Genomic DNA, 24,671 nt, shown 5'->3' on the forward strand with positions numbered 1-24,671 from the left:
GTTTTTTCTCTTCGAACCCCGGAGACTCTGTGAAGTTGTTCACATGTTCCGTGTCGATGGAGGCGCATTATAGGGAGTTCCTCGCAGGCCGCAACAGGTATTTTCGACAAAAACGATCGTTTGCTGCATTCCACAGCAAAACCCGTCCTTATACCCTGTTGTGCACAACTTTATCCACAGAACCCATTTGCGCGGAAAATTTACGAGCACCGCGCAAACGTTTTCGCTACAATTCCTCGCGACGAAACGCTCCCTCTTTTATAAGGTCGTTACCTGAATCTGTGCCCGATTGCTCCTCTATAGAGAGAAAATCCTTTCCTTATAGAGAGAAGCAGGTGGAAATTCACGTAACGCTCTTTATTGCGACTCCAAAGCCAAGGGATAAAACCATGCAACAACCTCGTCCAATCCGCCGGGCTCTGCTCAGCGTCTCCGACAAAGCCGGTATCGTTGAATTCGCCGAAGCGCTTTCCCAGCGTGGCGTCGAACTACTCTCCACCGGCGGCACCGCCCGCTTGCTGGCAGATGCCGGCCTGCCTGTTACCGAAGTTTCCGACTACACCGGTTTCCCGGAAATGATGGACGGACGAGTTAAGACCCTGCATCCCAAAGTACACGGTGGCATTCTGGGCCGCCGCGGTCAGGACGATGCGATCATGGGCCAGCACGACATCAAGCCGATCGACATGGTGGTCGTTAACCTTTATCCGTTCGCCCAGACAGTCGCGCGCCCGGATTGCTCGCTGGAAGACGCCGTCGAGAATATCGATATCGGCGGCCCGACCATGGTGCGCTCCGCAGCCAAGAACCATAAAGACGTCGCCATCGTGGTGAAGAGCAGCGACTACGCCGCCATCATTACCGAGATGGATAACAACGATGGCTCGCTGCAATACGCCACCCGTTTCGATCTGGCGATTAAAGCCTTCGAGCATACCGCCGCCTACGACAGCATGATCGCCAACTACTTCGGCGCACTGGTTCCGGCCTATCACGGTGATACTGAACAACCTGCCGGCCGTTTCCCACGCACCCTGAACCTTAACTACATCAAGAAGCAGGATATGCGCTACGGCGAAAACAGCCACCAGCAAGCTGCCTTCTATATAGAAGAGAACGTTCAGGAAGCTTCTGTCGCTACCGCAGACCAGTTGCAGGGCAAGGCACTGTCCTATAACAACATCGCCGATACCGACGCCGCGCTGGAATGCGTGAAAGAGTTCGGTGAGCCGGCCTGCGTGATCGTCAAGCACGCCAACCCATGCGGCGTGGCGATCGGCGACGATATTCTGGCGGCCTACGAGCGCGCCTACCAGACCGACCCAACCTCGGCGTTTGGCGGTATCATCGCCTTCAACCGTGAGCTGGATGCCGCGACCGCACAAGCCATCATTAGCCGCCAGTTCGTGGAAGTGATCATTGCACCGAGCATCAGCCAGGAAGCCCGCACTCTGTTGGCCGCCAAGCAAAACGTGCGCGTGCTGGCCTGCGGCCAGTGGCAGCAGCGCGTTGCCGCTCTGGACTTCAAACGCGTCAACGGCGGCCTGTTGGTGCAGGATCGCGATCTGGGTATGGTTACCGAGGGCGATCTGCGCGTGGTATCCGCACGTCAGCCAAGCGCTCAGGAACTGCGTGATGCGTTGTTCTGCTGGAAAGTAGCCAAGTTCGTGAAATCCAACGCCATCGTTTATGCGCGCGATAACATGACTATCGGTATAGGCGCCGGCCAGATGAGCCGCGTTTACTCCGCCAAAATCGCCGGAATCAAAGCGGCTGACGAAGGGCTTGAAGTGAAAGGTTCCGCCATGGCATCCGACGCCTTCTTCCCGTTCCGTGACGGCATCGATGCCGCTGCGGCGGTTGGCATCACCTGCGTGATCCAGCCTGGCGGTTCAATCCGCGACGACGAAGTGATTGCCGCCGCCAACGAGCACGGCATTGCGATGATCTTCACCGACATGCGCCACTTCCGCCACTAATCCCTTTTGCCGCGTGCGCCACGGCGCACGCTCTGCACGGAGTACCTGATGAACATTTTAATTATCGGCAACGGCGGGCGTGAACATGCGCTGGCATGGAAGGTCGCTCAGTCACCGCTGGCAGACAACGTTTACGTCGCACCGGGCAACGCCGGTACTGCGCTGGAACCAAACCTGGCAAACGTAGCAATCTCCGCCACCGATATTCCGGCGCTGGTTGCCTTTGCGCAGAGCCATGACATCGGTCTGACCATTGTTGGGCCGGAAGCGCCGCTGGTGATTGGCGTGGTTGACGCCTTCCAGGCCGCCGGCCTGAAAATCTTTGGCCCGTCCCAGGCAGCCGCACAGTTGGAAGGCTCTAAAGCCTTTACCAAAGACTTCCTGGCGCGCCATAACATTCCGAGCGCCGAATACCAGAACTTTACCGACGTTGAACCGGCGCTGGCCTACGTACGCAGCAAAGGCGCGCCCATCGTCATTAAGGCTGATGGCCTTGCCGCCGGTAAAGGCGTCATCGTCGCCATGACACTGCAGGAAGCGGAAGACGCAGTGCAGGACATGCTGGCCGGCAACGCTTTTGGCGACGCGGGCCACCGTATCGTGGTGGAAGAGTTCCTTGACGGTGAAGAAGCCAGTTTTATCGTGATGGTCGACGGCGAGAACGTGGTGCCGATGGCCACCAGCCAGGATCACAAACGCGTTGGTGATGGCGATACCGGCCCTAACACCGGCGGTATGGGCGCCTATTCCCCTGCCCCAGTGGTCACTGATGAAATCCACCAGCGCGCAATGGATCAGGTCATCTGGCCAACGGTACGTGGTATGGCCGCGGAAGGTAATACCTACGTCGGCTTCCTGTACGCCGGGCTGATGATTTCTGCAGACGGCCAGCCGAAGGTGATTGAGTTCAACTGCCGCTTCGGCGATCCGGAAACGCAGCCCATCATGCTGCGTCTGCGTTCCGATCTGGTTGAACTGTGTCTGGCCGGGGCGGAAGGCAAGCTGGGCGAGAAAACCTCGGAGTGGGACGATCGCCCTGCTTTGGGCGTGGTCCTGGCGGCCGGTGGATACCCGGGCGACTACAGCAACGGTGACGTGATTCAGGGCTTACCGCAGCAGGAAAGTGTCGACGGCAAAGTGTTCCATGCCGGTACGCGCATGCAAGGCGAGGATGTTGTCACTAACGGTGGGCGCGTACTGTGCGTGACGGCGCTGGGTGCAACGGTGGCGGAAGCGCAGCAACGCGCATACCAGTTGGCGAAAGGCATTCAGTGGCAGGGCAGTTTCTGTCGCAACGATATAGGCTATCGCGCGATTGCCCGCGGCAAATGATCTGAACGTCGCACCACAATCCAACGGGGCTCTGCATACAGAGCCCTTTTTTTATAGCGTATCTTCTTTCGGTTCCCAGCGGCAAAAATCGTCGTTCGCCACCAGCAACAGTTCGCGTCCTTCAGGTGCATCCAACCAGGCTATATTCACCGGTTGGCCGCTGTTGCGGGCACGCCGCGCGATCCAGGCTTCCGCATTATTATCCAGCCCCGGTTTGATTGATTGCCCATCACAGGTTTGCACCACGCCCTGCTGCCAACGCCCTTGTATCAGCTTCACCTTACCGACGCGCAACGCCTCGCTCAGTTCAAGAACCCGCCGCGCCTGATATTGATACAAGGCGATCTCATCGCCGGTCAACTGCTCACGCCGCGTAGCCAATTGGCGTTGCATAAAGCTCACCGTGCCGTCATCGGCAAAGCGCAATTGAATGGAGTCTTGGTCGCGATCGGCGTCAGTGCGCTTAATCTGGCGCAGTTCGCCGTTCTGGTATTCGTACAGGGTGGTGACCGTGCCTGGCCCGCGATAAGGGCTGTAGACACTCATCAGCACCTGTGGGCGTTGCTGGTCGTCGTCTTTACGCCACAGACGCATAACGCCCTGGTCAGCCACATAGCCGCTGGCGCTAAAGGTGGGGGGATCGGAATGACTGCTGCAGGCGCTTAGGCCACCGGCAATGCCAATGGCCAGCAGCGCCTGACGGACAAACAAAAGGGGCGCCATCGCCCCTCTGTTTAATCTTTTCACCAACACGCAGTATTACTTAACTGCGTCTTTCAGTGCTTTACCAGAAACGAACGCAGGCACGTTGGCAGCTGCGATTTTGATTTCTTTACCAGTCTGTGGGTTGCGGCCAGTGCGCTCGCTACGATGGTTTACCTTGAAAGTACCGAAACCAACCAATTGTACCGCATCACCTTCTTTCAGAGACTCAGTAATAGCAGCCAGGGTGGATTCCAGAGCCAGTTTAGCTTGTGCTTTGGAAAGGTCAGCCTTGTCCGCGATTACATCAATCAGTTGAGTCTTGTTCATAAGTTATCCTTACAGTGTGTTTATCGTTTGCAAAGCATCGAGTGCGACGGATATGCCGATTGACAGCACCCTCCTGCATACACGCACCGATAGCCACTTTTTTTACGCCCCCCAAATGTAGACCAGACAGGGTGCGGATGTGAAGCCTTAAGGCATGACAAATCAGGCGTTAAATCACGTTTTCTTGCCTTATTGCGTTAAATTTATCCCGATGTTACTTACCGCGGCCTCGCGAAGGTCCGAACGTAACCCTTTGATCAGCTCTAAATCACGCTCTTCGCAGTCAGCCAACAGGCGGAAAATTTCCCATTGAATGTCCCATTCTTCCTCTACCGCAGGCAGAACCTTCAACTCATCGTCGGTCATTTCTTTACCGGCCTGAGTCATTTCCAACATCGCCACGGTGCGAATTGACGTTTCGCTGATGGCAATGGCGTGCTCCAGCGTCTCCCCGCTGAGCCGCGAATGGATCAGTTCCCCTAATGCGATACAGGCGTCAATCGCCGGGTAAACGCCGTAAAGATCGTAATCTTCTGCCGAGGGTATCGCCTCTTCCAACTTCTCCAGTTGGCTGTCAAAGTTGACCTTGGCATCCTTCACCACCAGGGTTTCCCACACCAAATCCAGAATGCGGCGGTAAATGGCCGGATCGCCGAACTCGGTCTGCAGGCAGAACATCTGGTAATTCGGATACATACGCTCGCACAAACTGGCCATAAAGGTCAAATGTTGCCAGCTTTCAAGCTTTTCCAGACGTAAATGAATCGGGTTACGTAGCATTGTTCACTCTCTTACGCGTTATCTGCGCCGCAGTGTACCCGAAATCGGTCATTGCGGCACCTCTGGATGCTGTTGCAGCCAGCGCTGGAAGGCCGGCCGGCGCGAAGCGATGGCATCGGCCCAACGAGTGGGTTCCGGTAAACGGTAACCCGCCATACAGCGCTGTACCCAGGCCAGTGCGCTGTCGGTGCTGACGCGGTGGCCGGTGGCGATAAACAACGGGTTGCAACGTACCTTGCTCCGCCACACCCAGCCAAGCTGTTCGCCTTTATCCTCCAGCGGCGCCAGCGCACCGGCGGCAACATCAAGCGGGGCGAATTTACCGCACAGGCGCTTCTTTGCCACGCCGATGGTCGGCACGTTGACCAACAACCCAAAGTGGCTGGCAACGCCCAGGCGGCGCGGATGCGAGATACCATGGCCGTCGACAAAAACCAGCTCTGGCTTCTGTTGCAATTGCTCCCACGCGGCAAGCAACGCGGGGTATTCGCGGAATGAAAGAAAACCGGGAATATAAGGCATGGTGGTAGCCACGCGGGCAATCTGGTATTCCACCAGTTCCAGCGACGGATACCGCAGGATGGCGATGGCGGCTCGCGTCACCGCACCTTCCTGCTCAAAACCCACGTCAGCGCCGGCGATAAAAGCCGGCGTATCGACCAGAAAGTCATCGTGGCGGATGACTTCAGACGCGAGCCGCAACTGCTCTGCGCGCAGGGCTTGGGTATCGATCACATCCTTTCCTTAACGATGGTATTTCGCCGATTGAGCGTGAACGGCTTCCACAAACACGCCGGCATTTTCCGGCGGTACGTCCAGATGAATACCATGGCCCAGGTTGAACACGTGGCCTTCGCCGTGGCCGAAACCGGCGAGAATGGTTTCCACTTCCTGACCGATGCGTTCAGGCGACGCATACAGCATGGACGGATCCATATTCCCCTGCAGCGCAACTTTGTCGCCTACGCGACGGCGCGCATCCGCAATATCGGTAGTCCAGTCCAGACCCAGCGCGTCACAACCGGTCGCCGCCATCGCCTCCAGCCACTGGCCGCCGCCTTTGGTGAATAACGTGACCGGCACGCGGCGGCCGTCGTTTTCACGCAGCAACCCGTCGACAATCTTGTGCATGTAGTGCAGCGAGAATTCACGATAGTCACGGCCGGTCAGCACGCCGCCCCAGGTATCGAACACCATCACCGACTGCGCACCGGCTTTAATCTGGGCGTTAAGATACAAAATGACGCTGTCCGCCAGCTTATCCAGCAGCAAATGCAGCGTGGCCGGTTCGGCGTACATCATTTTTTTCAACTTGGTGAAGGCTTTGCTGCTGCCGCCTTCCACCATATAGGTCGCCAGCGTCCACGGGCTGCCGGAGAAGCCAATCAGCGGCACTTCGCCTTTCAGTTCGCGACGGATGGTGCGTACCGCGTTCATCACATAGCCCAGTTCCACTTCCGGATCGAACACCGGCAGTTTGTCCACGTCGGCACGGCTGGTGATGGGTGAAGAGAAGCGTGGGCCTTCACCGGCTTCGAAATACAGGCCCAGCCCCATAGCATCGGGAATGGTGAGGATATCGGAGAACAGGATGGCGGCATCCAGCGCATAGCGGCGCAGCGGTTGCAGCGTAACCTCACAGGCCAACTCCGCATTCTTGCACAGCGACATGAAATCGCCGGCTTGAGCGCGGGTAGCTTTGTACTCCGGCAAATAACGACCGGCCTGACGCATCATCCATACGGGGGTCACATCCACCGGCATACGTTGCAACGCGCGCAGGTAACGATCGTTCTTCAACTCATTCATCATAGGGCTCCCTTATTCATCTGCCGTTATTGTAGCGATTTATTGCTCACGGCATAAGGCTACGGTGTCCTCTATCAGGCGGCGCGCCACGGTGCCGGGTGGCGGCAACAGCGGCAACTGGTCATAACGGTACCAGCCGGCGTTCAGCAGCTCTTTCGGATCGTGACGAATCTCACCGCGGTGGTAATCGGCCATAAAGGCCATCATCAGCGAATGCGGGAACGGCCAGGGTTGAGAAGTCACATAACGCAGGTTTTTGATTTCAATATTACTTTCTTCCATCACCTCGCGTGCGGCCGCTTGCTCCAGCGTTTCGCCGACCTCGACAAAACCGGCCAGCACAGTATGAATGCCGCCGCGATGACGCACATGCTGCGCCAGCAGGATCTCATCGTCACGCCGAATAGCGACGATCACGCAGGGTGCAATCTGCGGGTAGTAACGCTCCCGACAGTGACCGCACAAGCAGGCGCTCTCGGTACGGCTCAGGTGCATCTCATGGCCGCAATAACCGCAGAAGCGATGAGAGCGGTAAAAATCGGCCAGTTGCACGCCGCGCCCGGCAAGCTGAAACAACCCGCGATCGAGTTCGAGCAGTTGACGCACCGAGCCCATATCCTGCGGCATCGTCTGGCGCACCAACCACACCGGCAGCCCTTCCCATTCACCAATGGTGCGCGCCATTCGCCCCTGCAGGGAAAACGACGACGCCGAACCGAACGGCAATTCACCGCGCGGTAACCAAAGTTTGCTTTCATGGCTGACGATCCACCAGCCATTTTCATTACCCGTTAATGCAAGTTCCATATCGTTGTTGCACAACCTCAGCTTCACTGGCACTCTACAAATCGGCCTTGTTACATTTTAATAACTTACTGTTACTTTTTATTACTTACGGAGTCAAACATGCTCAACCGTTTGGAAAGCCTGACTCAGCGCGTTGGTGGTAGTAATGAATTAGTTGATCAATGGCTTCAGGCGCGCAAGCAGTTGCTCGTCGCCTATTGCACCCTCGTGGGCATCAAACCGAACAAAGAAAAGCATACGCCGCTGAATGAAAAAGCGCTGGAGAACTTTTGCCATAATTTGGTGGATTATCTCTCTGCCGGGCATTTTCATATCTATGACAGAATTATCAAACAAGTGGAAGCCGCACCCAGTCCGAAAATGTCGCTATCGGTAAACATCTATCCCAAACTTTGGGTCAATACCGAGCAGATCATGACTTTCCACGATCGCTATACCGAAGTAGATATCGATCAGGACGTGTGCATGGAATTCCACCGGGCGCTCTCGGATATCGGTGAAACACTTGAGGCACGCTTTGCCCTGGAAGATAAGCTGATCCAACTGGCGACCAAAGCCTCGCAGCAACCTCTGCCGGATAAAGCGGTGGATCAGACGCGTTAGAATTTTGTAGTTTTTTTTATTAACCCTCCTATACTGGAGGGCATCTTGTCGGAGTGCCTAGCGCTGATTTGCTCATCAAATTGGCCAGGCTGAGACCGTTAATTCGGGATCCGCGGAACCTGATCGGGTTAATACCCGCGAAGGGAACAAGAGTAATCTATCGCCACTGGCAGGGCTTCCCGAACGGGGATACCTCCGCCTTGCCGGCCAGTATCATTACTCCCTCCGAGCTCCAGACAAGCAATTTTCCCCACTCATCACACTGGTAGGAATTTGCTATGTCTAACGTTAAAAAACCGCGCGCCCGTAAAGAACAGCGCGAAGAAGCCCAGCAGTTTATCGACACTCTGCAAGGCGTATCCTTTCCCAATTCACACCGCATCTATCTGCAAGGCTCGCGCAGCGATGTGCGGGTCCCGATGCGCGAAATCCAGCTCAGCCCGACGCTGATTGGCGGTGACAAAGACAACCCGCAATACGAGCAGAACGAAGCTATCCCGGTATATGACACCGCCGGCCCGTACGGCGATCCGCAATCCGAGCTCGATGTGCATCGCGGCCTGGCGAAACTGCGCGCCGGCTGGATCGAAGAACGTGGCGATACCGAAGCCCTCAAAGGCGTCAGTTCAGGGTTCACTCAGCAGCGTCTGGCAGACGAAGGGTTGGATCATCTGCGCTTCGAACATCTGCCGCTGCCGCGCAAGGCGCAGCCGGGCAAATGCGTCACCCAGTTGCACTACGCTCGCGCCGGCATCGTCACCCCAGAAATGGAATTCATCGCCATCCGCGAAAACATGGGCCGCGAGCGTATCCGCGGCGAAGTGCTGCGCCACCAGCATCCCGGTCAAAGCTGGGGCGCCAACCTGCCGCAAAACATCACGCCGGAATTCGTTCGCCAGGAAGTGGCCGCCGGCCGCGCCATCATTCCCGCTAACATCAACCACCCGGAATCCGAACCGATGATCATCGGCCGTAACTTCCTGGTGAAGGTCAATGCCAATATCGGCAATTCGGCAGTGACTTCGTCGATCGAAGAAGAAGTGGAGAAGCTGGTGTGGTCAACCCGCTGGGGCGCAGACACCGTGATGGATTTGTCCACCGGCCGCTATATCCATGAAACCCGTGAATGGATCCTGCGTAACAGCCCGGTGCCGATCGGCACGGTGCCTATCTATCAGGCGCTGGAAAAAGTGAACGGCGTGGCCGAGAACCTGACCTGGGAAATGTTCCGCGATACGCTGCTGGAGCAGGCGGAGCAAGGCGTCGACTACTTCACCATCCACGCCGGTGTGCTGCTGCGTTATGTGCCGATGACCGCCAAACGCCTGACCGGCATCGTCTCTCGTGGCGGTTCGATCATGGCCAAGTGGTGCCTGTCGCATCATCAGGAAAACTTCCTGTATCAACACTTCCGCGAAATTTGTGAAATCTGTGCCGCCTACGACGTATCGCTGTCGCTGGGTGACGGCCTGCGCCCCGGTTCGATTCAGGACGCCAACGACGAAGCGCAGTTCGCTGAGCTGCACACGCTGGGCGAACTGACAAAAATCGCCTGGGAATATGACGTGCAAGTGATGATCGAAGGCCCAGGTCACGTGCCGATGCAGATGATCCGCCGCAACATGACCGAAGAGCTGGAACACTGCCATGAAGCGCCGTTCTATACCTTAGGCCCATTGACCACCGATATCGCACCCGGTTATGACCACTTCACCTCCGGCATAGGGGCCGCGATGATCGGCTGGTTCGGCTGCGCCATGCTGTGCTACGTAACGCCGAAGGAACACCTGGGCCTGCCGAACAAAGAAGACGTGAAGCAGGGATTGATCACCTACAAGATCGCCGCCCACGCTGCTGACTTGGCCAAAGGCCACCCAGGTGCGCAAATCCGTGATAACGCCATGTCCAAAGCTCGCTTCGAATTCCGCTGGGAAGATCAGTTCAATCTGGCGCTCGATCCCGCCACCGCCCGTGCCTATCACGACGAAACCCTGCCGCAGGAGTCCGGCAAAATCGCCCATTTCTGCTCAATGTGCGGGCCGAAGTTCTGCTCGATGAAGATCTCGCAAGAGGTGCGCGACTACGCCGCCGCGCAGGAAGCAGCCAAGCCGATAGAGGTGCAGCTAACCGGTATGGAGAAGATGTCGGCCGAGTTCCGTTCACGGGGCAGCGAGCTGTACCACAGCGTCGGTAACCTGCAGGAGGAGATGAACAATGACTGATATCGCCACGCCTTTCCCCGCCACGCCGCACAGGTTGGGGTTATACCCGGTCGTCGACAGCGTTGAATGGATTGCCCGCCTGCTGGAGGCGGGCGTAACCACGATCCAACTGCGCATCAAGGATTTGCCGGATGAGCGAGTCGAGGATGATATCGCCGCCGCCATAGCCCTCGGCAAGCAATATCACGCCCGGCTGTTTATCAACGACTACTGGCAACTGGCGATTAAGCACGGCGCCTATGGCGTGCACCTCGGTCAGGAAGATTTGGATACCACCGATCTGGCGGCGATCCATCGGGCAGGATTACGGCTTGGCGTTTCCACCCATGACGATACCGAATTAGCCCGGGCAATCGCAGTTAAACCCTCCTATATCGCGCTGGGACACATCTTCCCAACCCAAACCAAAGAGATGCCTTCCGCACCTCAAGGCCTGGCTGAGCTGAAACGCCATGTCGCCGGGCTGGGTGACTACCCAACGGTAGCGATCGGCGGGATCGGGATTGATCGCGTGGCGGCAGTGCTGGATTGCGGCGTCGGCAGTGTAGCCGTAGTCAGCGCTATCACCAAGGCTCTGGACTGGCGTGTGGCCACCGCGCAGCTTTTGCAACTGATCGAAGGCAAGGAGTGATTCGATGCTTAACGATCAAGAATTTCTGCGCTACAGCCGCCAGCTGCTGCTGGAGGACGTGGGCCCGCAAGGCCAGGAAAAGCTTAAACAGGCGTCGGTTTTGCTGGTCGGACTGGGGGGACTAGGTTCCCCCGCCGCACTCTATCTGGCCGCTGCCGGCGTCGGCACGCTGCTGTTGGCCGATGACGATACGCTGCATATCACCAACCTGCAGCGTCAGATCCTCTACCGCAGTACCGACGTCTCCAAAAGCAAAGCCGCTCTGGCGCAGCGTCAGTTGCAGGCGCTGAATCCGCAGGTGGAATCCATCGCGCTGGAACAGCGTCTGCAGGGAAAAACCTTGCAAGATGCCGTGGAGCGCGCCGATCTGATCCTGGATTGCAGCGATAACATGACAACCCGCCATGAGGTGAACGCCGCCTGTATCGCCGCCGGCAAACCGCTGATCAGCGGCAGCGCGGTCGGCTTCAGCGGCCAGTTGCTGGTGATTGAACCGCCCTATGCCCACGGCTGCTACGCCTGTCTGTACCCGGAGCAAACCGAACCGCAACGCAACTGCCGCACCGCAGGCGTGCTCGGCCCGGTAGTTGGCGTCATTGGCACCCTGCAGGCGCTCGAGGCGATAAAAATGCTGGCGGGCATGCCCTCGTCGCTCAGCGGCAAGTTGCGGCTATTCGACGGCAAGCAGCAAAGCTGGAGTACATTGCAGCTCAGCCAGGCCAGCACCTGCCCGGTATGCGGAGGCGCGGCATGAAAATCCGGCTGAATGACCAACCGCTGGAACTGGCGCAACCACTGAGCGTCACCGCCCTGCTTGAGCAGTTGGAACGCCACCAGCCAGGCACCGCACTGGCGATTAACCAAACTATCATCCCGCGCGCCGATTGGGCTAACCACCAGGTGCAGGACGGTGATGACATCCTGCTGTTTCAAGCGATTGCCGGAGGCTGACATGCTGCAAATCGCCGATACCACCTTTACCTCACGCCTGTTTACCGGCACCGGAAAATTCGCCACCCCTGCGCTGATGCTGGACGCGCTGCAAGCCTCCGGCTCGCAACTAGTGACCATGGCGATGAGGCGCGTTGACCTGCGCGGCGGCAACGATGCCATTCTTGCGCCACTTCAACAGTTGGGCGTGCGCCTGTTACCCAATACTTCGGGCGCCAAAACCGCCGCTGAAGCCGTGTTTGCCGCCCGACTGGCGCGTGAGGCGCTTGGCACCCATTGGGTAAAACTGGAAATTCATCCCGACGTGAAATATCTGCTGCCGGACCCGATTGAAACCTTGAAAGCGGCTGAAACGCTGGTTAAAGAGGGCTTTGTGGTATTGCCCTACTGCGGCGCCGATCCGGTGTTGTGTAAACGGTTGGAAGAGGTGGGCTGCGCAGCGGTGATGCCGCTCGGCGCACCGATAGGCTCCAATCGCGGGCTGCGGACCCGCGACTTCCTGGAAATCATTATCGAACAGGCCAAAGTGCCGGTGGTGGTCGATGCCGGCATCGGTGCGCCAAGCCATGCGCTGGAGGCGATGGAACTGGGCGCCGATGCGGTGCTGGTGAATACGGCAATCGCCGTGGCGCGCGACCCGGTACAAATGGCACGCGCGTTCCGTTTGGCATTGGAAGCCGGTGAGCTGGCTCGCCAGGCCGGGTTGGGTGGCCGCAGCCGCAATGCAGTGGCCTCCAGCCCACTGACCGCCTTCCTTAGCCAACCTGGGGAGGCGTTGTGATGGCAGATGATTTCAGTAGCCGCTGGCAACAGCTCGATTGGGACGATATCTCGCTGCGCATCAACGGTAAAACTGCGCTGGATGTCGAACGGGCGCTCAATGCGGAAAAATTGACGCGTGAAGACTTTATGGCGTTGATCTCACCCGCAGCTGCGCCCTACCTGGAGCCGCTGGCGCAGCGTGCACAACAGCTGACGCGCCAACGCTTTGGCAACGTGGTCGGCTTCTACGTGCCGCTGTACCTGTCCAACCTGTGCGCCAACGACTGCACCTATTGCGGTTTCTCGATGGGTAACCACATCAAACGCAAAACGCTCAATGCTACCGAGATCGAGCGCGAATGCCTGGCGATTAAGGCATTGGGTTTCGAGCACCTGTTGCTGGTCACCGGCGAACACCAGACCAAGGTCGGCATGAACTATTTTCGCGATCATATTCCGGCGATCCGCACCCACTTCAGCTCGCTGATGATGGAGGTGCAGCCGTTGGCGCAGGAGGAATATGCCGAGCTGAAAACGCTGGGGTTGGATGGTGTGCTGGTGTACCAGGAAACCTATCATCCTTCCACTTACCAACAACATCACCTGCGCGGCCAGAAACAGGACTTTCACTGGCGGCTGGCCACGCCGGATCGTCTCGGCCGCGCGGGGATCGACAAGATCGGCCTTGGCGCGCTAATCGGGCTTTCCAATAGCTGGCGCACCGATTGCTACATGTTGGCCGAACACCTGTTCTATCTCCAGCAAACATACTGGCAGAGCCGCTACTCAATTTCATTCCCGCGCCTGCGTCCCTGCGCCGGCGGCATCGAACCGGCATCAATCATGAGCGAACCGCAACTCGTACAGTTAATCTGCGCCTTTCGCCTTTTCGCTCCTGACGTAGAGCTGTCTCTGTCGACACGCGAGTCGCCGTTCTTCCGTGATCATATGATCCCGGTAGCGATCAACAGCGTCAGCGCCGGCTCCAAAACCCAACCCGGCGGCTATGCCGACGATGTGCCGCCTGAACTGGAACAGTTCGAACCACACGACGGCCGCACACCGCAACAGGTGTCGCAAGCTATCAGCGACGCCGGTTTGCAGCCGGTATGGAAAGACTGGGACGGATATCTGGGGCGTAACACGCAGTAATTTGCAATCTTTGCAGCACCGTTGGAAATGCCATGGAAGCACCGCGCAAAGCCTGCAGAGGCTGCTGGTATGGGAAATCAGCGCGGCTATAGTGGCGATGCTGGCTTCCGAATCCGGCACCAGCCGGAGCCGCTATTTTCTCAACGGCTCTGCTTACCAACCCCCGGATCGCGCCGGATACCCTCCCGCGCGACTCCGGGACCTCCTAATATTTGACTCCTCCCGCATTCATCTCGCCGGTCTTTTGACAAAATAAACTGGTTGGACCACATTTAAAGTCTGATCGCCGACGCGGTCTGATAACTCTGCGAGATAACCACTATGAATCTGTATCTGCGACTGATCTGGGTTTTACTCTCATCGTGCTGGAAACCGCGTATGTCGATGGACGCTTTGACCAACCAGCTGGCGACCCGAGTTTGGCTGAATGACATCGACCTTAATCTGCATATGAACAATGGCCGCTACATGACGGTATGCGACCTGAACCGGGTCGATTTGTTTATCCGCACCGGCCTGATGGCGTTGATGCTTAAACGACGCTGGTCACCGATCATCAGCCAGCACACCATGGATTACAAAAAGGCGCTGCAGCCGTTCCAGCGCTATCAGGTCAGCATGAGCATTACCCACTGGGACGAACGCTATTTCTATGCCACCCATACTTTCAGCGTTGGCGACCGGATCGTCGCTCAGGGCACCTCGCGGGCGGTGATTTTAGGGCGAGAAGGTGTGGTCGCACCGGACGTGGTGGTAGCAAGCGTCCGGCAGTATCAACAGGTCAAGGGTTTTGCCGGCGTGTGATACGGGCGAAAAAAAACCGCCCCCGAAGGGGCGGTTTATCTGGCAAGGTCCGGCGTACCGGCCCCCAAGGCATATCAACGATTACTCGTCGTTACCGCCCAGGTTACCTGCGTTCAGCAATTCAGCCAGGTTAGCTGTCGCTTCTTCCGCGCTTACCTGCGGAACAACCGGCACTTCACCCTGTGCTTTACGGCGCATACGATCCTGGTGATAAGCGTAACCGGTACCGGCTGGGATCAGACGGCCCACGATGACGTTCTCTTTCAGGCCGCGCAGTTCATCACGCTTACCGGCAACAGCCGCTTCGGTCAGAACGCGCGTCGTTTCCTGGAACGATGCTGCGGAGATGAAGGACTCGGTCGCCAAGGAAGCCTTGGTGATACCCAGCAGATCGCGTGAGAAGGTTGCCTCGATTTTGCCTGCGGCAGCAAGTTGACGGTTGGCAATCTTAACGCGAGACACTTCAGCCTGCTCGCCTTCCAGGAACTCGGTGCTACCAGCACTAACGATGGTGCCTTTACGCAGCATCTGACGAACGATAACTTCGATGTGTTTATCGTTAATCTTAACGCCTTGCAGACGGTAAACTTCCTGCACTTCGTTGGTGATGTAGCGGGTAACCGCATGCACACCACGCAGACGCAGAATGTCGTGCGGAGACTCTGGGCCGTCAGAAACAACGTCGCCACGCTCCACAATTTCGCCTTCAAACACGTTGAGCTGACGCCATTTTGGAATCATCTCTTCGTATGCGTCGCTGCCGTCCAGCGGAGAGATTACCAGGCGACGTTTGCCTTTGGTCTCTTTACCGAACGAGATAATCCCGCTGATCTCAGCCAGGATTGCCGGCTCTTTCGGACGACGAGCTTCGAACAGGTCCGCAACGCGTGGCAGACCACCGGTAATATCCTTGGTACCGCCGGATTCCTGAGGAATACGCGCCAGGGTATCACCCGCACCGATCTGAATGCCGTCTTCCAACTGCACAATCGCTTTACCTGGCAGGAAGTATTGAGCAGGCATATCAGTACCTGGGATCAATACGTCGTCGCCTTTGGCATCAACGATTTTCAGTGCCGGACGCAGGTCTTTACCGCTACCGGTACGCTCTGCGCTGTCCAGAACGACCAGAGAAGACAAACCGGTCAGTTCGTCGGTCTGGCGAGTAATGGTCTGGCCATCAACCATATCAGCAAAGCGAATGAAACCACTCACTTCGGTGATAACTGGCATGGTGTGCGGATCCCAGTTAGCAACGGTTTCGCCGCCGTTAACTTCTGCACCGTCACCTTTGCCCATGACAGAACCGTAAGGCACTTTATAGCGTTCTTTGGTACGGCCGAATTCGTCGATCAACTTCAGTTCGGTGTTACGAGAGGTGATCACCAGCTTGCCTGTGGCGTTCATAACGAACTTCACATTGCTCAGCTTCAGCGTACCCTTGTTTTTCACCTGGATGCTGGATTCAGCAGCCGCACGAGATGCCGCACCACCGATGTGGAACGTACGCATCGTCAGCTGTGTACCCGGCTCACCGATTGACTGTGCCGCGATAACGCCGATAGCTTCGCCTTTGTTGATGATGTGACCACGTGCCAGGTCGCGACCATAGCAGTTTGCACACACACCAAAGTCGGTTTCACAGCTAACTACGGAACGGACTTTAACGCTGTCGACAGAGTTCTCTTCCAACAGGTCACAGGTCTTCTCATGCAGCAGCGTGTTGCGTGGAACCAGAATGTCCGCCGTACCCGGCTTGATGACATCTTCTGCAGTTACACGGCCCAGAACGCGTTCACGCAGTGGCTCTTTAACGTCGCCACCTTCGATAACCGGAGTCATCGTGATGCCGTTGTGAGTACCACAGTCGTCTTCGGTAACCACCAGATCCTGCGCCACGTCAACCAGACGACGGGTCAGATAACCGGAGTTAGCCGTTTTCAGTGCGGTATCCGCCAAACCTTTACGAGCACCGTGAGTGGAGATGAAGTACTGGAGTACGTTCAGACCTTCACGGAAGTTCGCGGTGATTGGCGTTTCGATGATGGAACCGTCCGGCTTCGCCATCAGACCACGCATACCGGCCAGCTGACGAATCTGAGCGGCGGAACCACGCGCACCGGAGTCGGCCATCATAAAGATGCTGTTGAAGGAAACTTGCTGTTCCACAACGCCGTCACGGTTAACCACGTCTTCAACCGACAGGTTTTCCATCATCGCTTTAGCAACACGTTCGTTCGCCGCAGCCCAGATATCGATCACTTTGTTGTAACGTTCACCGGCGGTGACCAAACCAGACTGGAACTGCTCCTGGATTTCGGCAACTTCGGTTTCCGCTTCTTCGATGATCTCCGCTTTCTTGGCCGGGATAACCATGTCATCGATACCTACTGAAGCGCCTGAACGGGCAGCATAGGCAAAACCGGTATACATGATTTGGTCAGCAAAGATAACGGTCGGCTTCAGGCCCAGGATGCGGTAACAAGTGTTCAGCATCTTGGAGATCGCTTTCTTGCCCAAAGGCTGGTTAACGATCGCGTACGGCAGACCTTTTGGCACGATCATCCACAGGATGGCGCGACCAACGGTAGTGTCGACGATCGAAGTCTGATGTACAGACTCGCCTTCGGTGTTTTTGATCTCTTCAGTGATACGCACTTTGACACGCGCATGCAGAGAGGCCAGACCGGCGCGGTAAATACGTTCCGCTTCTTTCGGGCCGCTCAGCACCATGCCTTCGCCTTTGGCGTTAACACAGTCACGGGTCATGTAGTACAGACCCAGTACAACGTCCTGAGAAGGAACGATGATTGGCTCGCCGTTCGCAGGTGACAGGATGTTGTTGGTAGACATCATCAACGCACGCGCTTCCAGCTGGGCTTCCAGCGTCAACGGTACGTGTACAGCCATTTGGTCACCATCGAAGTCGGCGTTATATGCCGCACAAACCAGCGGGTGCAGCTGGATTGCCTTGCCTTCGATCAGAACCGGTTCAAACGCCTGGATACCCAAACGGTGCAGGGTTGGCGCACGGTTCAGCAGTACCGGGTGTTCGCGGATAACTTCGTCCAGGATGTCCCAAACGACAGCTTCTTCGCGCTCAACCATTTTCTTGGCGGCTTTGATGGTCGTGGCCAGGCCACGCAGTTCCAGCTTGCCGTAGATGAACGGTTTGAACAGCTCCAGCGCCATTTTCTTAGGCAGACCGCACTGATGCAGACGCAGGTATGGACCTACGGTGATTACAGAACGACCGGAGTAGTCAACACGTTTACCCAACAGGTTCTGACGGAAACGACCCTGCTTACCTTTGATCATGTCGGCCAAAGATTTCAGAGGACGTTTGTTGGAACCGGTGATCGCACGACCGCGACGGCCGTTATCCAGCAGGGCATCTACCGCTTCTTGCAGCATACGCTTTTCGTTGCGCACGATGATGTCAGGCGCGGCCAGATCCAGCAGGCGTTTCAGACGGTTGTTACGGTTGATAACGCGGCGGTACAGATCGTTCAGATCTGAAGTCGCGAAACGGCCACCATCCAGCGGAACCAGCGGACGCAGATCCGGCGGCAGTACCGGCAGCACGGTCAGGATCATCCACTCTGGCTTGTTGCCAGACTGCACGAACGCTTCCAGCAGCTTGATACGCTTGGTCAGCTTCTTACGCTTGGTTTCGGAGTTGGTTTCGTTCAGCTCTTCACGCAGCTGCTCGCATTCCGCTTCCAGATCCATGTTTTTCAACAGGGCCTGAATGGCTTCCGCACCCATCTTGGCGTCGAATTCGTCACCGAACTCTTCCAACGCATCCAGATACTGCTCTTCAGTCAGGATCTGACGACGCTCGAGGTTGGTCATACCGCCTTCAACAACCACATAGGATTCGAAGTACAGTACACGTTCGATGTCACGCAGCGGCATATCCAGCAGCAAACCGATGCGCGAAGGCAGCGATTTCAGGAACCAGATGTGCGCAGTCGGTGAAGCCAGCTCGATGTGGCCCATGCGCTCACGGCGCACTTTGGTTTGGGTCACTTCAACGCCGCACTTCTCACAGATCACGCCGCGGTGTTTTAAGCGCTTGTACTTACCGCACAGGCACTCATAGTCTTTTACCGGCCCAAAGATACGGGCGCAGAAAAGGCCGTCACGTTCTGGTTTGAACGTACGGTAGTTAATGGTTTCCGGCTTCTTAACTTCACCGAACGACCACGAACGGATCATATCTGGCGATGCCAGAGCAATCTTGATCGCATCAAACTCTTCGGTCTTAGTTTGCGCTTTCAGAAACTTCAATAAGTCTTTCACGGATTGGCTCCTGTCGGAGTTAAACCTGTTGGGCGCACGCTGACAAATCGCGCGCCCGTGTGACCTGAACAACCACCCTCAGGCTCCCTAAGGCCGGGAGCCTGAGCCGGAAAAACGATTACTCGTCTTCCAGTTCGATGTTGATACCGAGCGAGCGGATTTCTTTCAACAGTACGTTGAAGGACTCCGGCATGCCTGGTTCCATGCGGTGATCGCCATCCACGATGTTTTTGTACATCTTGGTACGGCCGTTAACGTCATCCGACTTAACGGTGAGCATTTCCTGCAGGGTATAAGCTGCGCCGTATGCTTCCAGTGCCCACACTTCCATCTCACCGAAGCGTTGACCACCGAACTGCGCCTTACCACCCAGCGGCTGCTGAGTAACCAAGCTGTACGAACCGGTTGAACGGGCGTGCATTTTATCGTCAACCAAGTGGTTCAGTTTCAGCATGTACATATAGCCAACGGTAACCTGGCGCTCGAACTGCTCACCGGTACGGCCATCGAACAGCGTAATCTGACCAGAAGTTGGGATTCCGCCCATTTCCAGCAGTTGCTTGATTTCACTCTCTTTCGCACCATCAAACACCGGCGTGGCGATTGGCATACCTTTTTTCAGGTTCTCTGCCAGACGCAGTACTTCGTCGTCGGTGAAAGTGTTCAGGTCAACTTTCTGGCAGACATTGTCGCCCAGATCGTAAGCCTTCTGAATGAACTCACGCAGCTTGGCCACTTCCTGATGCTGCTTCAGCATTTGGTTGATCTTCTCACCAATGCCTTTCGCAGCCATACCCAAGTGGGTTTCCAGGATCTGACCGATGTTCATACGTGATGGTACGCCCAGCGGGTTCAGTACGATGTCAACCGGCGTGCCGTTTTCATCGTAAGGCATATCTTCGATCGGGTTGATCTTGGAGATAACACCCTTGTTACCGTGGCGGCCTGCCATCTTGTCACCCGGTTGAATCTGACGCTTAACGGCCAGATAAACCTTAACGATTTTCAGCACGCCTGGTGCCAGATCGTCGCCTTGGGTGATCTTACGACGCTTGGCGTCCAGCTTCTTCTCGAAGTCGGATTTCAGCTCGTCGTACTGCTCTGCCAGCTGTTCCAGCTGGTTTTGCTTCTCTTCGTCGGTCAGGCCCAGTTCCAGCCAGCGATCGCGTGGCAGCTTGCTCAGCTTCTCAGCTTCAACGCCACCGGCAACCAGCACCGCATGGATACGTGCAAACAGGCCAGCTTCCAGGATCTGCAGTTCTTCAGTCAGGTCTTTCTTCGCCTGCTTCAGCTGCATTTCTTCGATTTCCAACGCACGCTTGTCTTTGTCCACGCCATCGCGGGTGAAGACCTGCACGTCGATAACCGTACCGGAAACGCCGTTTGGTACACGCAGAGAAGAGTCTTTAACGTCAGACGCTTTCTCACCGAAGATCGCGCGCAGCAGCTTCTCTTCTGGCGTCAGCTGGGTTTCACCTTTCGGCGTTACCTTACCTACCAGAATGTCGCCACCGGTCACTTCAGCACCGATATACACGATACCGGATTCATCCAGTTTGGAGAGCGCAGCTTCACCCACGTTAGGGATGTCGGCAGTGATCTCTTCAGGCCCCAGCTTGGTGTCGCGAGACACGCACGCCAGTTCCTGGATGTGGATGGTCGTGAAGCGATCTTCCTGAACCACACGCTCGGACACCAAGATGGAGTCTTCGAAGTTGTAGCCGTTCCAAGGCATGAACGCCACGCGCATGTTCTGGCCCAGCGCCAGTTCACCCAGATCCGTGGACGGGCCATCTGCCAGCACGTCGCCGCGCTCGATTGGCTCACCCAGGTTCACACACGGCATCTGGTTGATGCAGGTGTTCTGGTTAGAACGGGTGTACTTGGTCAGGTTATAAATATCGATACCTGCTTCGCCCGCGAGCATCTCGTCTTCGTTAACTTTGATAACGATACGGGAAGCATCCACGTACTGGATCACGCCGCCACGTTTGGCTACGGCAGTAACACCGGAGTCAACCGCAACCGCACGTTCCATACCGGTACCTACCAGCGGCTTGTCAGCACGCAGAGTCGGAACCGCCTGACGTTGCATGTTCGCACCCATCAATGCACGGTTGGCGTCATCGTGTTCCAGGAATGGAATCAGTGAAGCACCAACGGAGACAACCTGCTGGGTTGATACGTCCATGTAGTCAACCTGATCGCGGCTAAACAGGCTTGATTCGCCTTTACTACGACAGGTGACCAGGTCTTCTTCGAAGCGGCCGTCATCATCCAGGTTGGAGTTCGCCTGAGCGATAACGAAGTTGCCTTCTTCAATAGCAGACAGGTAGTTGATTTCATCGGTAACCAGACCGTCACGCACGCGGCGGTACGGGGTTTCCAGGAAGCCATACTCGTTGGTCTGTGCGTACACGGACAAGGAGTTGATCAGACCGATGTTTGGACCTTCCGGCGTTTCGATTGGACACACGCGACCATAGTGAGTCGGGTGTACGTCTCGAACTTCGAAGCCGGCGCGTTCACGGGTCAGACCGCCTGGGCCCAATGCAGAGATACGACGTTTGTGCGTAATCTCGGACAACGGGTTGTTCTGGTCCATAAATTGAGACAGCTGGCTGGAGCCGAAGAACTCTTTCACCGCAGCCGAAATCGGCTTGGCGTTGATCATGTCCTGAGGCATCAGGGTGTCCAGATCGCCCAGGGACAGACGTTCTTTAACCGCACGCTCAACACGCACCAGGCCTACACGGAACTGGTTCTCAGCCATTTCGCCGACGGAACGGATACGACGGTTGCCCAAGTGGTCGATATCGTCCACTTCGCCTTTACCGTTACGGATATCGATGAGCTTCTTCATCACTTCAATGATGTCGTCTTTGCTCAGGATGCCCGAACCTTCGATCTCGTCGCGCAGCAAGGAACGGTTGAACTTCATACGGCCAACCGCAGACAGATCGTAGCGGTCTTCAGAGAAGAACAGGTTCTCGAACAGGCTTTCGGCAGCTTCGCGCGTTGGCGGCTCACCAGGGCGCATCATGCGGTAGATTTCTACCAGTGCGCTCAGACGATCGCTGGTTGGGTCGACACGTAGAGTCTCAGAGATATACGCACCGTGATCCAGATCGTTGGTGAACAGCGTTTCGATACGTTTGTGGCCTGACTGGCTCAGTTTGGCCAGCAAATCCAGCGACAGCTCCATGTTGGCCGCGCAGATCAGCTCACCGGTATTGGTATCGATATAGTCCTTCGCGACCACTTTGCCCGCAATGTACTCAACCGGTACTTCAATACTCTGAATTTCGTCTTTTTCGAGCTGACGGATATGACGAGCGGTGATACGACGGCCTTTCTCAATGTAGATCTTGCCGTTGGCTTCGATATCAAACGAAGCAGTTTCACCACGCAGACGCTCTGGAACCAGCTCCATCTGCAGCTTGTTATCACGGATCTCGAACACAACTTTCGCAAAGAACAGGTCAAGGATCTGCTCAGTGGTGAATTGCAGCGCGCGCAGAATGATGGTCGCAGGCAGTTTACGGCGACGGTCAATACGCACGAACAGGTTGTCTTTCGGGTCAAACTCGAAATCCAACCATGAACCGCGGTAAGGGATGATACGTGCGTTGTACAGCACTTTACCCGAGGAGTGGGTTTTACCCTTATCGCTGTCAAAGAATACGCCAGGACTACGGTGAAGCTGAGATACGATAACCCTCTCAGTACCGTTGATCACAAAGGTACCGTTTTCGGTCATGAGCGGAATTTCGCCCATATAGACTTCTTGTTCCTTGATGTCTTTGACCGTACCTTCCGGAGCTTCGCGCTCATAGATTACCAGGCGCAGTTTTACGCGCAGCGGTGCAGAATACGTCACACCACGGATCTGGCACTCTTTGACGTCGAACACCGGCTCACCAAGACGGTAGCTAACGTATTGCAGCTCCGAATTGCCACTGTAGCTCTGGATAGGGAAAACAGAACGGAATGCGGCTTCAAGGCCGTACTGCCCTTCTGGGTCTTGCTCGATAAACTTCTGGAACGAGTCAAGCTGGATAGAAAGGAGATATGGTATGTCCAGAACTTGTGGACGCTTACCAAAATCCTTACGAATACGTTTTTTCTCGGTATAGGAGTAAACCATAGGGTTCCTCAGCTCGCTGATCAGTGACCCAATCTGTCCGTCCGGATAGAGGACGGTTCATGCAACACCATTTTGTGGATCGGAAAGCGGGAACACTTTCCGCAATACTCGTTTCTATCACGCTTAAATCATTTCATCGCACTGTGCGGCAGATTCGGCTGCTGCAGGGAGGGCAATATATTAAGTCGTCGATAGAAAGAAATATTGGGGTTAGCCAGTAGCCAAACAGTGTGAAACTCTACTGACGCCCTACAGCGCAAAAAGGCTGGCGACCAAAAAGTCACCAGCCATCAGTCTGTTAAGTCAGACTGCACTCTGAGAAGTTAAACTTACTTAACTTCAACAGAAGCGCCAGCTTCTTCCAGAGCTTTTTTCAGTGCTTCAGCGTCGTCTTTGCTGATGCCTTCTTTCAGTACTGCTGGAGCAGATTCTACCAGGTCTTTGGCTTCTTTCAGGCCCAGACCGGTTGCGCCACGTACTGCTTTGATAACTGCAACCTTGTTGCCGCCGATAGCAGACAGAACAACGTCGAATTCAGTTTTTTCTTCAACAACTTCAGCAGCAGCAGCAGGACCTGCAGCTACAGCAGCAGCAGAAACACCGAACTTCTCTTCCATAGCGGCGATCAGTTCAACGATTTCCATTACAGACAGAGCTGCAACGCCTTCGATAATTTGGTCTTTAGTGATAGACATAACAAAAGTTCCTAAAATTCAGAAATAGTTTAAATACGTAAGCAACGGATAAGAGAGAGGGCTTATGCCGCTTCTTTCTGATCGCGCAGTGCAGCCAGAGTGCGAACCAATTTGCCAGCAGCGGCTTCTTTCATGGTTGCCATCAGGCGTGCGATTGCTTCATCGTAAGTAGGCAGAGTTGCCAAGCGGTCAATTTGTGCCGCAGGGATCAGCTCACCTTCAAAGGCCGCAGCTTTAATCTCGAACTTTGCATTCGCTTTCGCGAAATCTTTGAACAGACGAGCAGCAGCGCCCGGGTGTTCATGAGAAAATGCAATCAAGGTAGGACCGACAAACGTGTCTTTCAGGCATTCGAACGGAGTGCCTTCAACTACGCGACGCATCAGGGTGTTACGAACAACACGCATGTAAACGCCAGCTTCACGACCTGCTTTACGCAGTTCAGTCATTTTATCAACGGTAACGCCACGGGAATCCGCAACAACCGCAGACAGCGCGCCTTTGGCTACTTCGTTGACTTCAGCAACAATCGCTTGTTTGTCTTGAAGATTTAATGCCATTAGCTTTTTGCTCCTGGATTTAGCCGGGGGAAATCCCCGGCACTCACATCACTCTACACCTGGTGATAAATCACGCGGTGAGAGCGTTCAAACACGGTGA

At 55.9% G+C, this 24,671-nt stretch carries 20 protein-coding genes and 1 riboswitch; of the genes, 10 read left to right on the plus strand and 10 right to left on the minus strand.

The window, feature by feature from the left end; genetic code table 11:
* The first annotated feature begins 389 nt into the window (after window positions 1-389).
* Entirely contained in the window at window positions 390-1,979 is a 1,590-nt protein-coding gene (purH, locus tag ACUTQW_RS20375) for a bifunctional phosphoribosylaminoimidazolecarboxamide formyltransferase/IMP cyclohydrolase (protein WP_006323161.1), read from the plus strand.
* 48 nt (window positions 1,980-2,027) lie between these two features.
* Window positions 2,028-3,311 (plus strand): phosphoribosylamine--glycine ligase, encoded by a 1,284-nt coding sequence (purD, locus tag ACUTQW_RS20380; protein ID WP_006323160.1) that lies wholly within the window; start codon window positions 2,028-2,030, stop codon window positions 3,309-3,311.
* 51 nt (window positions 3,312-3,362) lie between these two features.
* On the opposite strand, the gene ACUTQW_RS20385 is transcribed toward purD, so the two are convergent.
* The 6 genes from ACUTQW_RS20385 to nudC all read right to left on the minus strand — a co-directional run bounded on the left by ACUTQW_RS20385 (window position 3,363) and on the right by nudC (window position 7,739).
* The gene (locus ACUTQW_RS20385; protein ID WP_020438310.1) at window positions 3,363-4,034 is read right to left on the minus strand and encodes a DUF1481 domain-containing protein; all 672 of its coding nucleotides are present in this window, start codon (window positions 4,032-4,034) and stop codon (window positions 3,363-3,365) included.
* 36 nt (window positions 4,035-4,070) lie between these two features.
* Window positions 4,071-4,343, minus strand: a complete 273-nt coding sequence (gene hupA / locus ACUTQW_RS20390) for a nucleoid-associated protein HU-alpha (RefSeq protein ID WP_004929874.1) — start codon at window positions 4,341-4,343, stop codon at window positions 4,071-4,073.
* A gap of 189 nt (window positions 4,344-4,532) precedes the next feature.
* Window positions 4,533-5,123: a YjaG family protein gene (locus ACUTQW_RS20395; protein WP_004953973.1), complete on the minus strand. Its 591-nt coding sequence runs from the start codon at window positions 5,121-5,123 to the stop codon at window positions 4,533-4,535.
* Between the two features lie 48 nt (window positions 5,124-5,171).
* On the minus strand, window positions 5,172-5,858 hold the full coding sequence (nfi, locus tag ACUTQW_RS20400; protein WP_006323158.1) for a deoxyribonuclease V: 687 nt from the start codon (window positions 5,856-5,858) through the stop codon (window positions 5,172-5,174).
* Between the two features lie 9 nt (window positions 5,859-5,867).
* On the minus strand, window positions 5,868-6,932 hold the full coding sequence (gene hemE, locus ACUTQW_RS20405) for a uroporphyrinogen decarboxylase (RefSeq protein ID WP_006323156.1): 1,065 nt from the start codon (window positions 6,930-6,932) through the stop codon (window positions 5,868-5,870).
* Between the two features lie 39 nt (window positions 6,933-6,971).
* A complete protein-coding gene (nudC, locus tag ACUTQW_RS20410) occupies window positions 6,972-7,739 on the minus strand; it encodes an NAD(+) diphosphatase (RefSeq protein WP_006323154.1) in 768 nt (255 codons plus the stop codon).
* Window positions 7,740-7,838: 99 nt separating this feature from the next.
* Here nudC and ACUTQW_RS20415 point away from each other — a divergent pair, with 99 nt between their 5' ends.
* The 8 genes from ACUTQW_RS20415 (at window position 7,839) to ACUTQW_RS20450 (ending at window position 14,864) form a co-directional block, all read left to right on the plus strand.
* Window positions 7,839-8,342 carry an Rsd/AlgQ family anti-sigma factor gene (locus tag ACUTQW_RS20415; RefSeq protein WP_004953964.1) on the plus strand — a complete coding sequence of 168 codons (504 nt, stop codon included), beginning with the start codon at window positions 7,839-7,841 and terminating at the stop codon, window positions 8,340-8,342.
* Between the two features lie 39 nt (window positions 8,343-8,381).
* A riboswitch (TPP riboswitch) is annotated at window positions 8,382-8,505 on the plus strand.
* 115 nt (window positions 8,506-8,620) lie between these two features.
* Entirely contained in the window at window positions 8,621-10,564 is a 1,944-nt protein-coding gene (thiC, locus tag ACUTQW_RS20420; protein ID WP_004953962.1) for a phosphomethylpyrimidine synthase ThiC, read from the plus strand.
* Entirely contained in the window at window positions 10,557-11,195 is a 639-nt protein-coding gene (gene thiE / locus ACUTQW_RS20425) for a thiamine phosphate synthase (RefSeq protein ID WP_006323152.1), read from the plus strand. The genes thiC and thiE overlap by 8 nt, the downstream gene beginning before the upstream one ends.
* A gap of 4 nt (window positions 11,196-11,199) precedes the next feature.
* Window positions 11,200-11,949, plus strand: coding sequence for a HesA/MoeB/ThiF family protein (locus ACUTQW_RS20430; protein WP_006323151.1), 750 nt, complete (start codon window positions 11,200-11,202; stop codon window positions 11,947-11,949).
* Window positions 11,946-12,146, plus strand: a complete 201-nt coding sequence (gene thiS / locus ACUTQW_RS20435; protein ID WP_004953956.1) for a sulfur carrier protein ThiS — start codon at window positions 11,946-11,948, stop codon at window positions 12,144-12,146. Before ACUTQW_RS20430 ends, thiS begins: the two co-directional genes overlap by 4 nt.
* A gap of 1 nt (window position 12,147) precedes the next feature.
* Entirely contained in the window at window positions 12,148-12,927 is a 780-nt protein-coding gene (locus ACUTQW_RS20440) for a thiazole synthase (protein ID WP_004953953.1), read from the plus strand.
* Window positions 12,927-14,060: a 2-iminoacetate synthase ThiH gene (thiH, locus tag ACUTQW_RS20445; RefSeq protein WP_445654957.1), complete on the plus strand. Its 1,134-nt coding sequence runs from the start codon at window positions 12,927-12,929 to the stop codon at window positions 14,058-14,060. Before ACUTQW_RS20440 ends, thiH begins: the two co-directional genes overlap by 1 nt.
* A 378-nt stretch (window positions 14,061-14,438) precedes the next feature.
* The gene (locus tag ACUTQW_RS20450; protein ID WP_006323139.1) at window positions 14,439-14,864 is read left to right on the plus strand and encodes a thioesterase family protein; all 426 of its coding nucleotides are present in this window, start codon (window positions 14,439-14,441) and stop codon (window positions 14,862-14,864) included.
* 81 nt (window positions 14,865-14,945) lie between these two features.
* Here ACUTQW_RS20450 and rpoC read toward each other — a convergent pair whose 3' ends face one another.
* The 4 genes from rpoC to rplJ form a co-directional block, all read right to left on the minus strand.
* Entirely contained in the window at window positions 14,946-19,169 is a 4,224-nt protein-coding gene (rpoC, locus tag ACUTQW_RS20455; RefSeq protein ID WP_004953943.1) for a DNA-directed RNA polymerase subunit beta', read from the minus strand.
* A 118-nt stretch (window positions 19,170-19,287) separates the two neighbouring features.
* Window positions 19,288-23,316: a DNA-directed RNA polymerase subunit beta gene (gene rpoB / locus ACUTQW_RS20460; protein ID WP_004953940.1), complete on the minus strand. Its 4,029-nt coding sequence runs from the start codon at window positions 23,314-23,316 to the stop codon at window positions 19,288-19,290.
* Between the two features lie 329 nt (window positions 23,317-23,645).
* A complete protein-coding gene (gene rplL, locus ACUTQW_RS20465; protein ID WP_006323137.1) occupies window positions 23,646-24,011 on the minus strand; it encodes a 50S ribosomal protein L7/L12 in 366 nt (121 codons plus the stop codon).
* Window positions 24,012-24,073: 62 nt separating this feature from the next.
* Complete coding sequence (gene rplJ, locus ACUTQW_RS20470) at window positions 24,074-24,571, minus strand: 50S ribosomal protein L10 (protein WP_006323136.1); 498 nt, start codon at window positions 24,569-24,571, stop codon at window positions 24,074-24,076.
* Between the last annotated feature and the right edge of the window lie 100 nt (window positions 24,572-24,671).

This window comes from Serratia sp. TSA_7 (genome assembly GCF_052692135.1).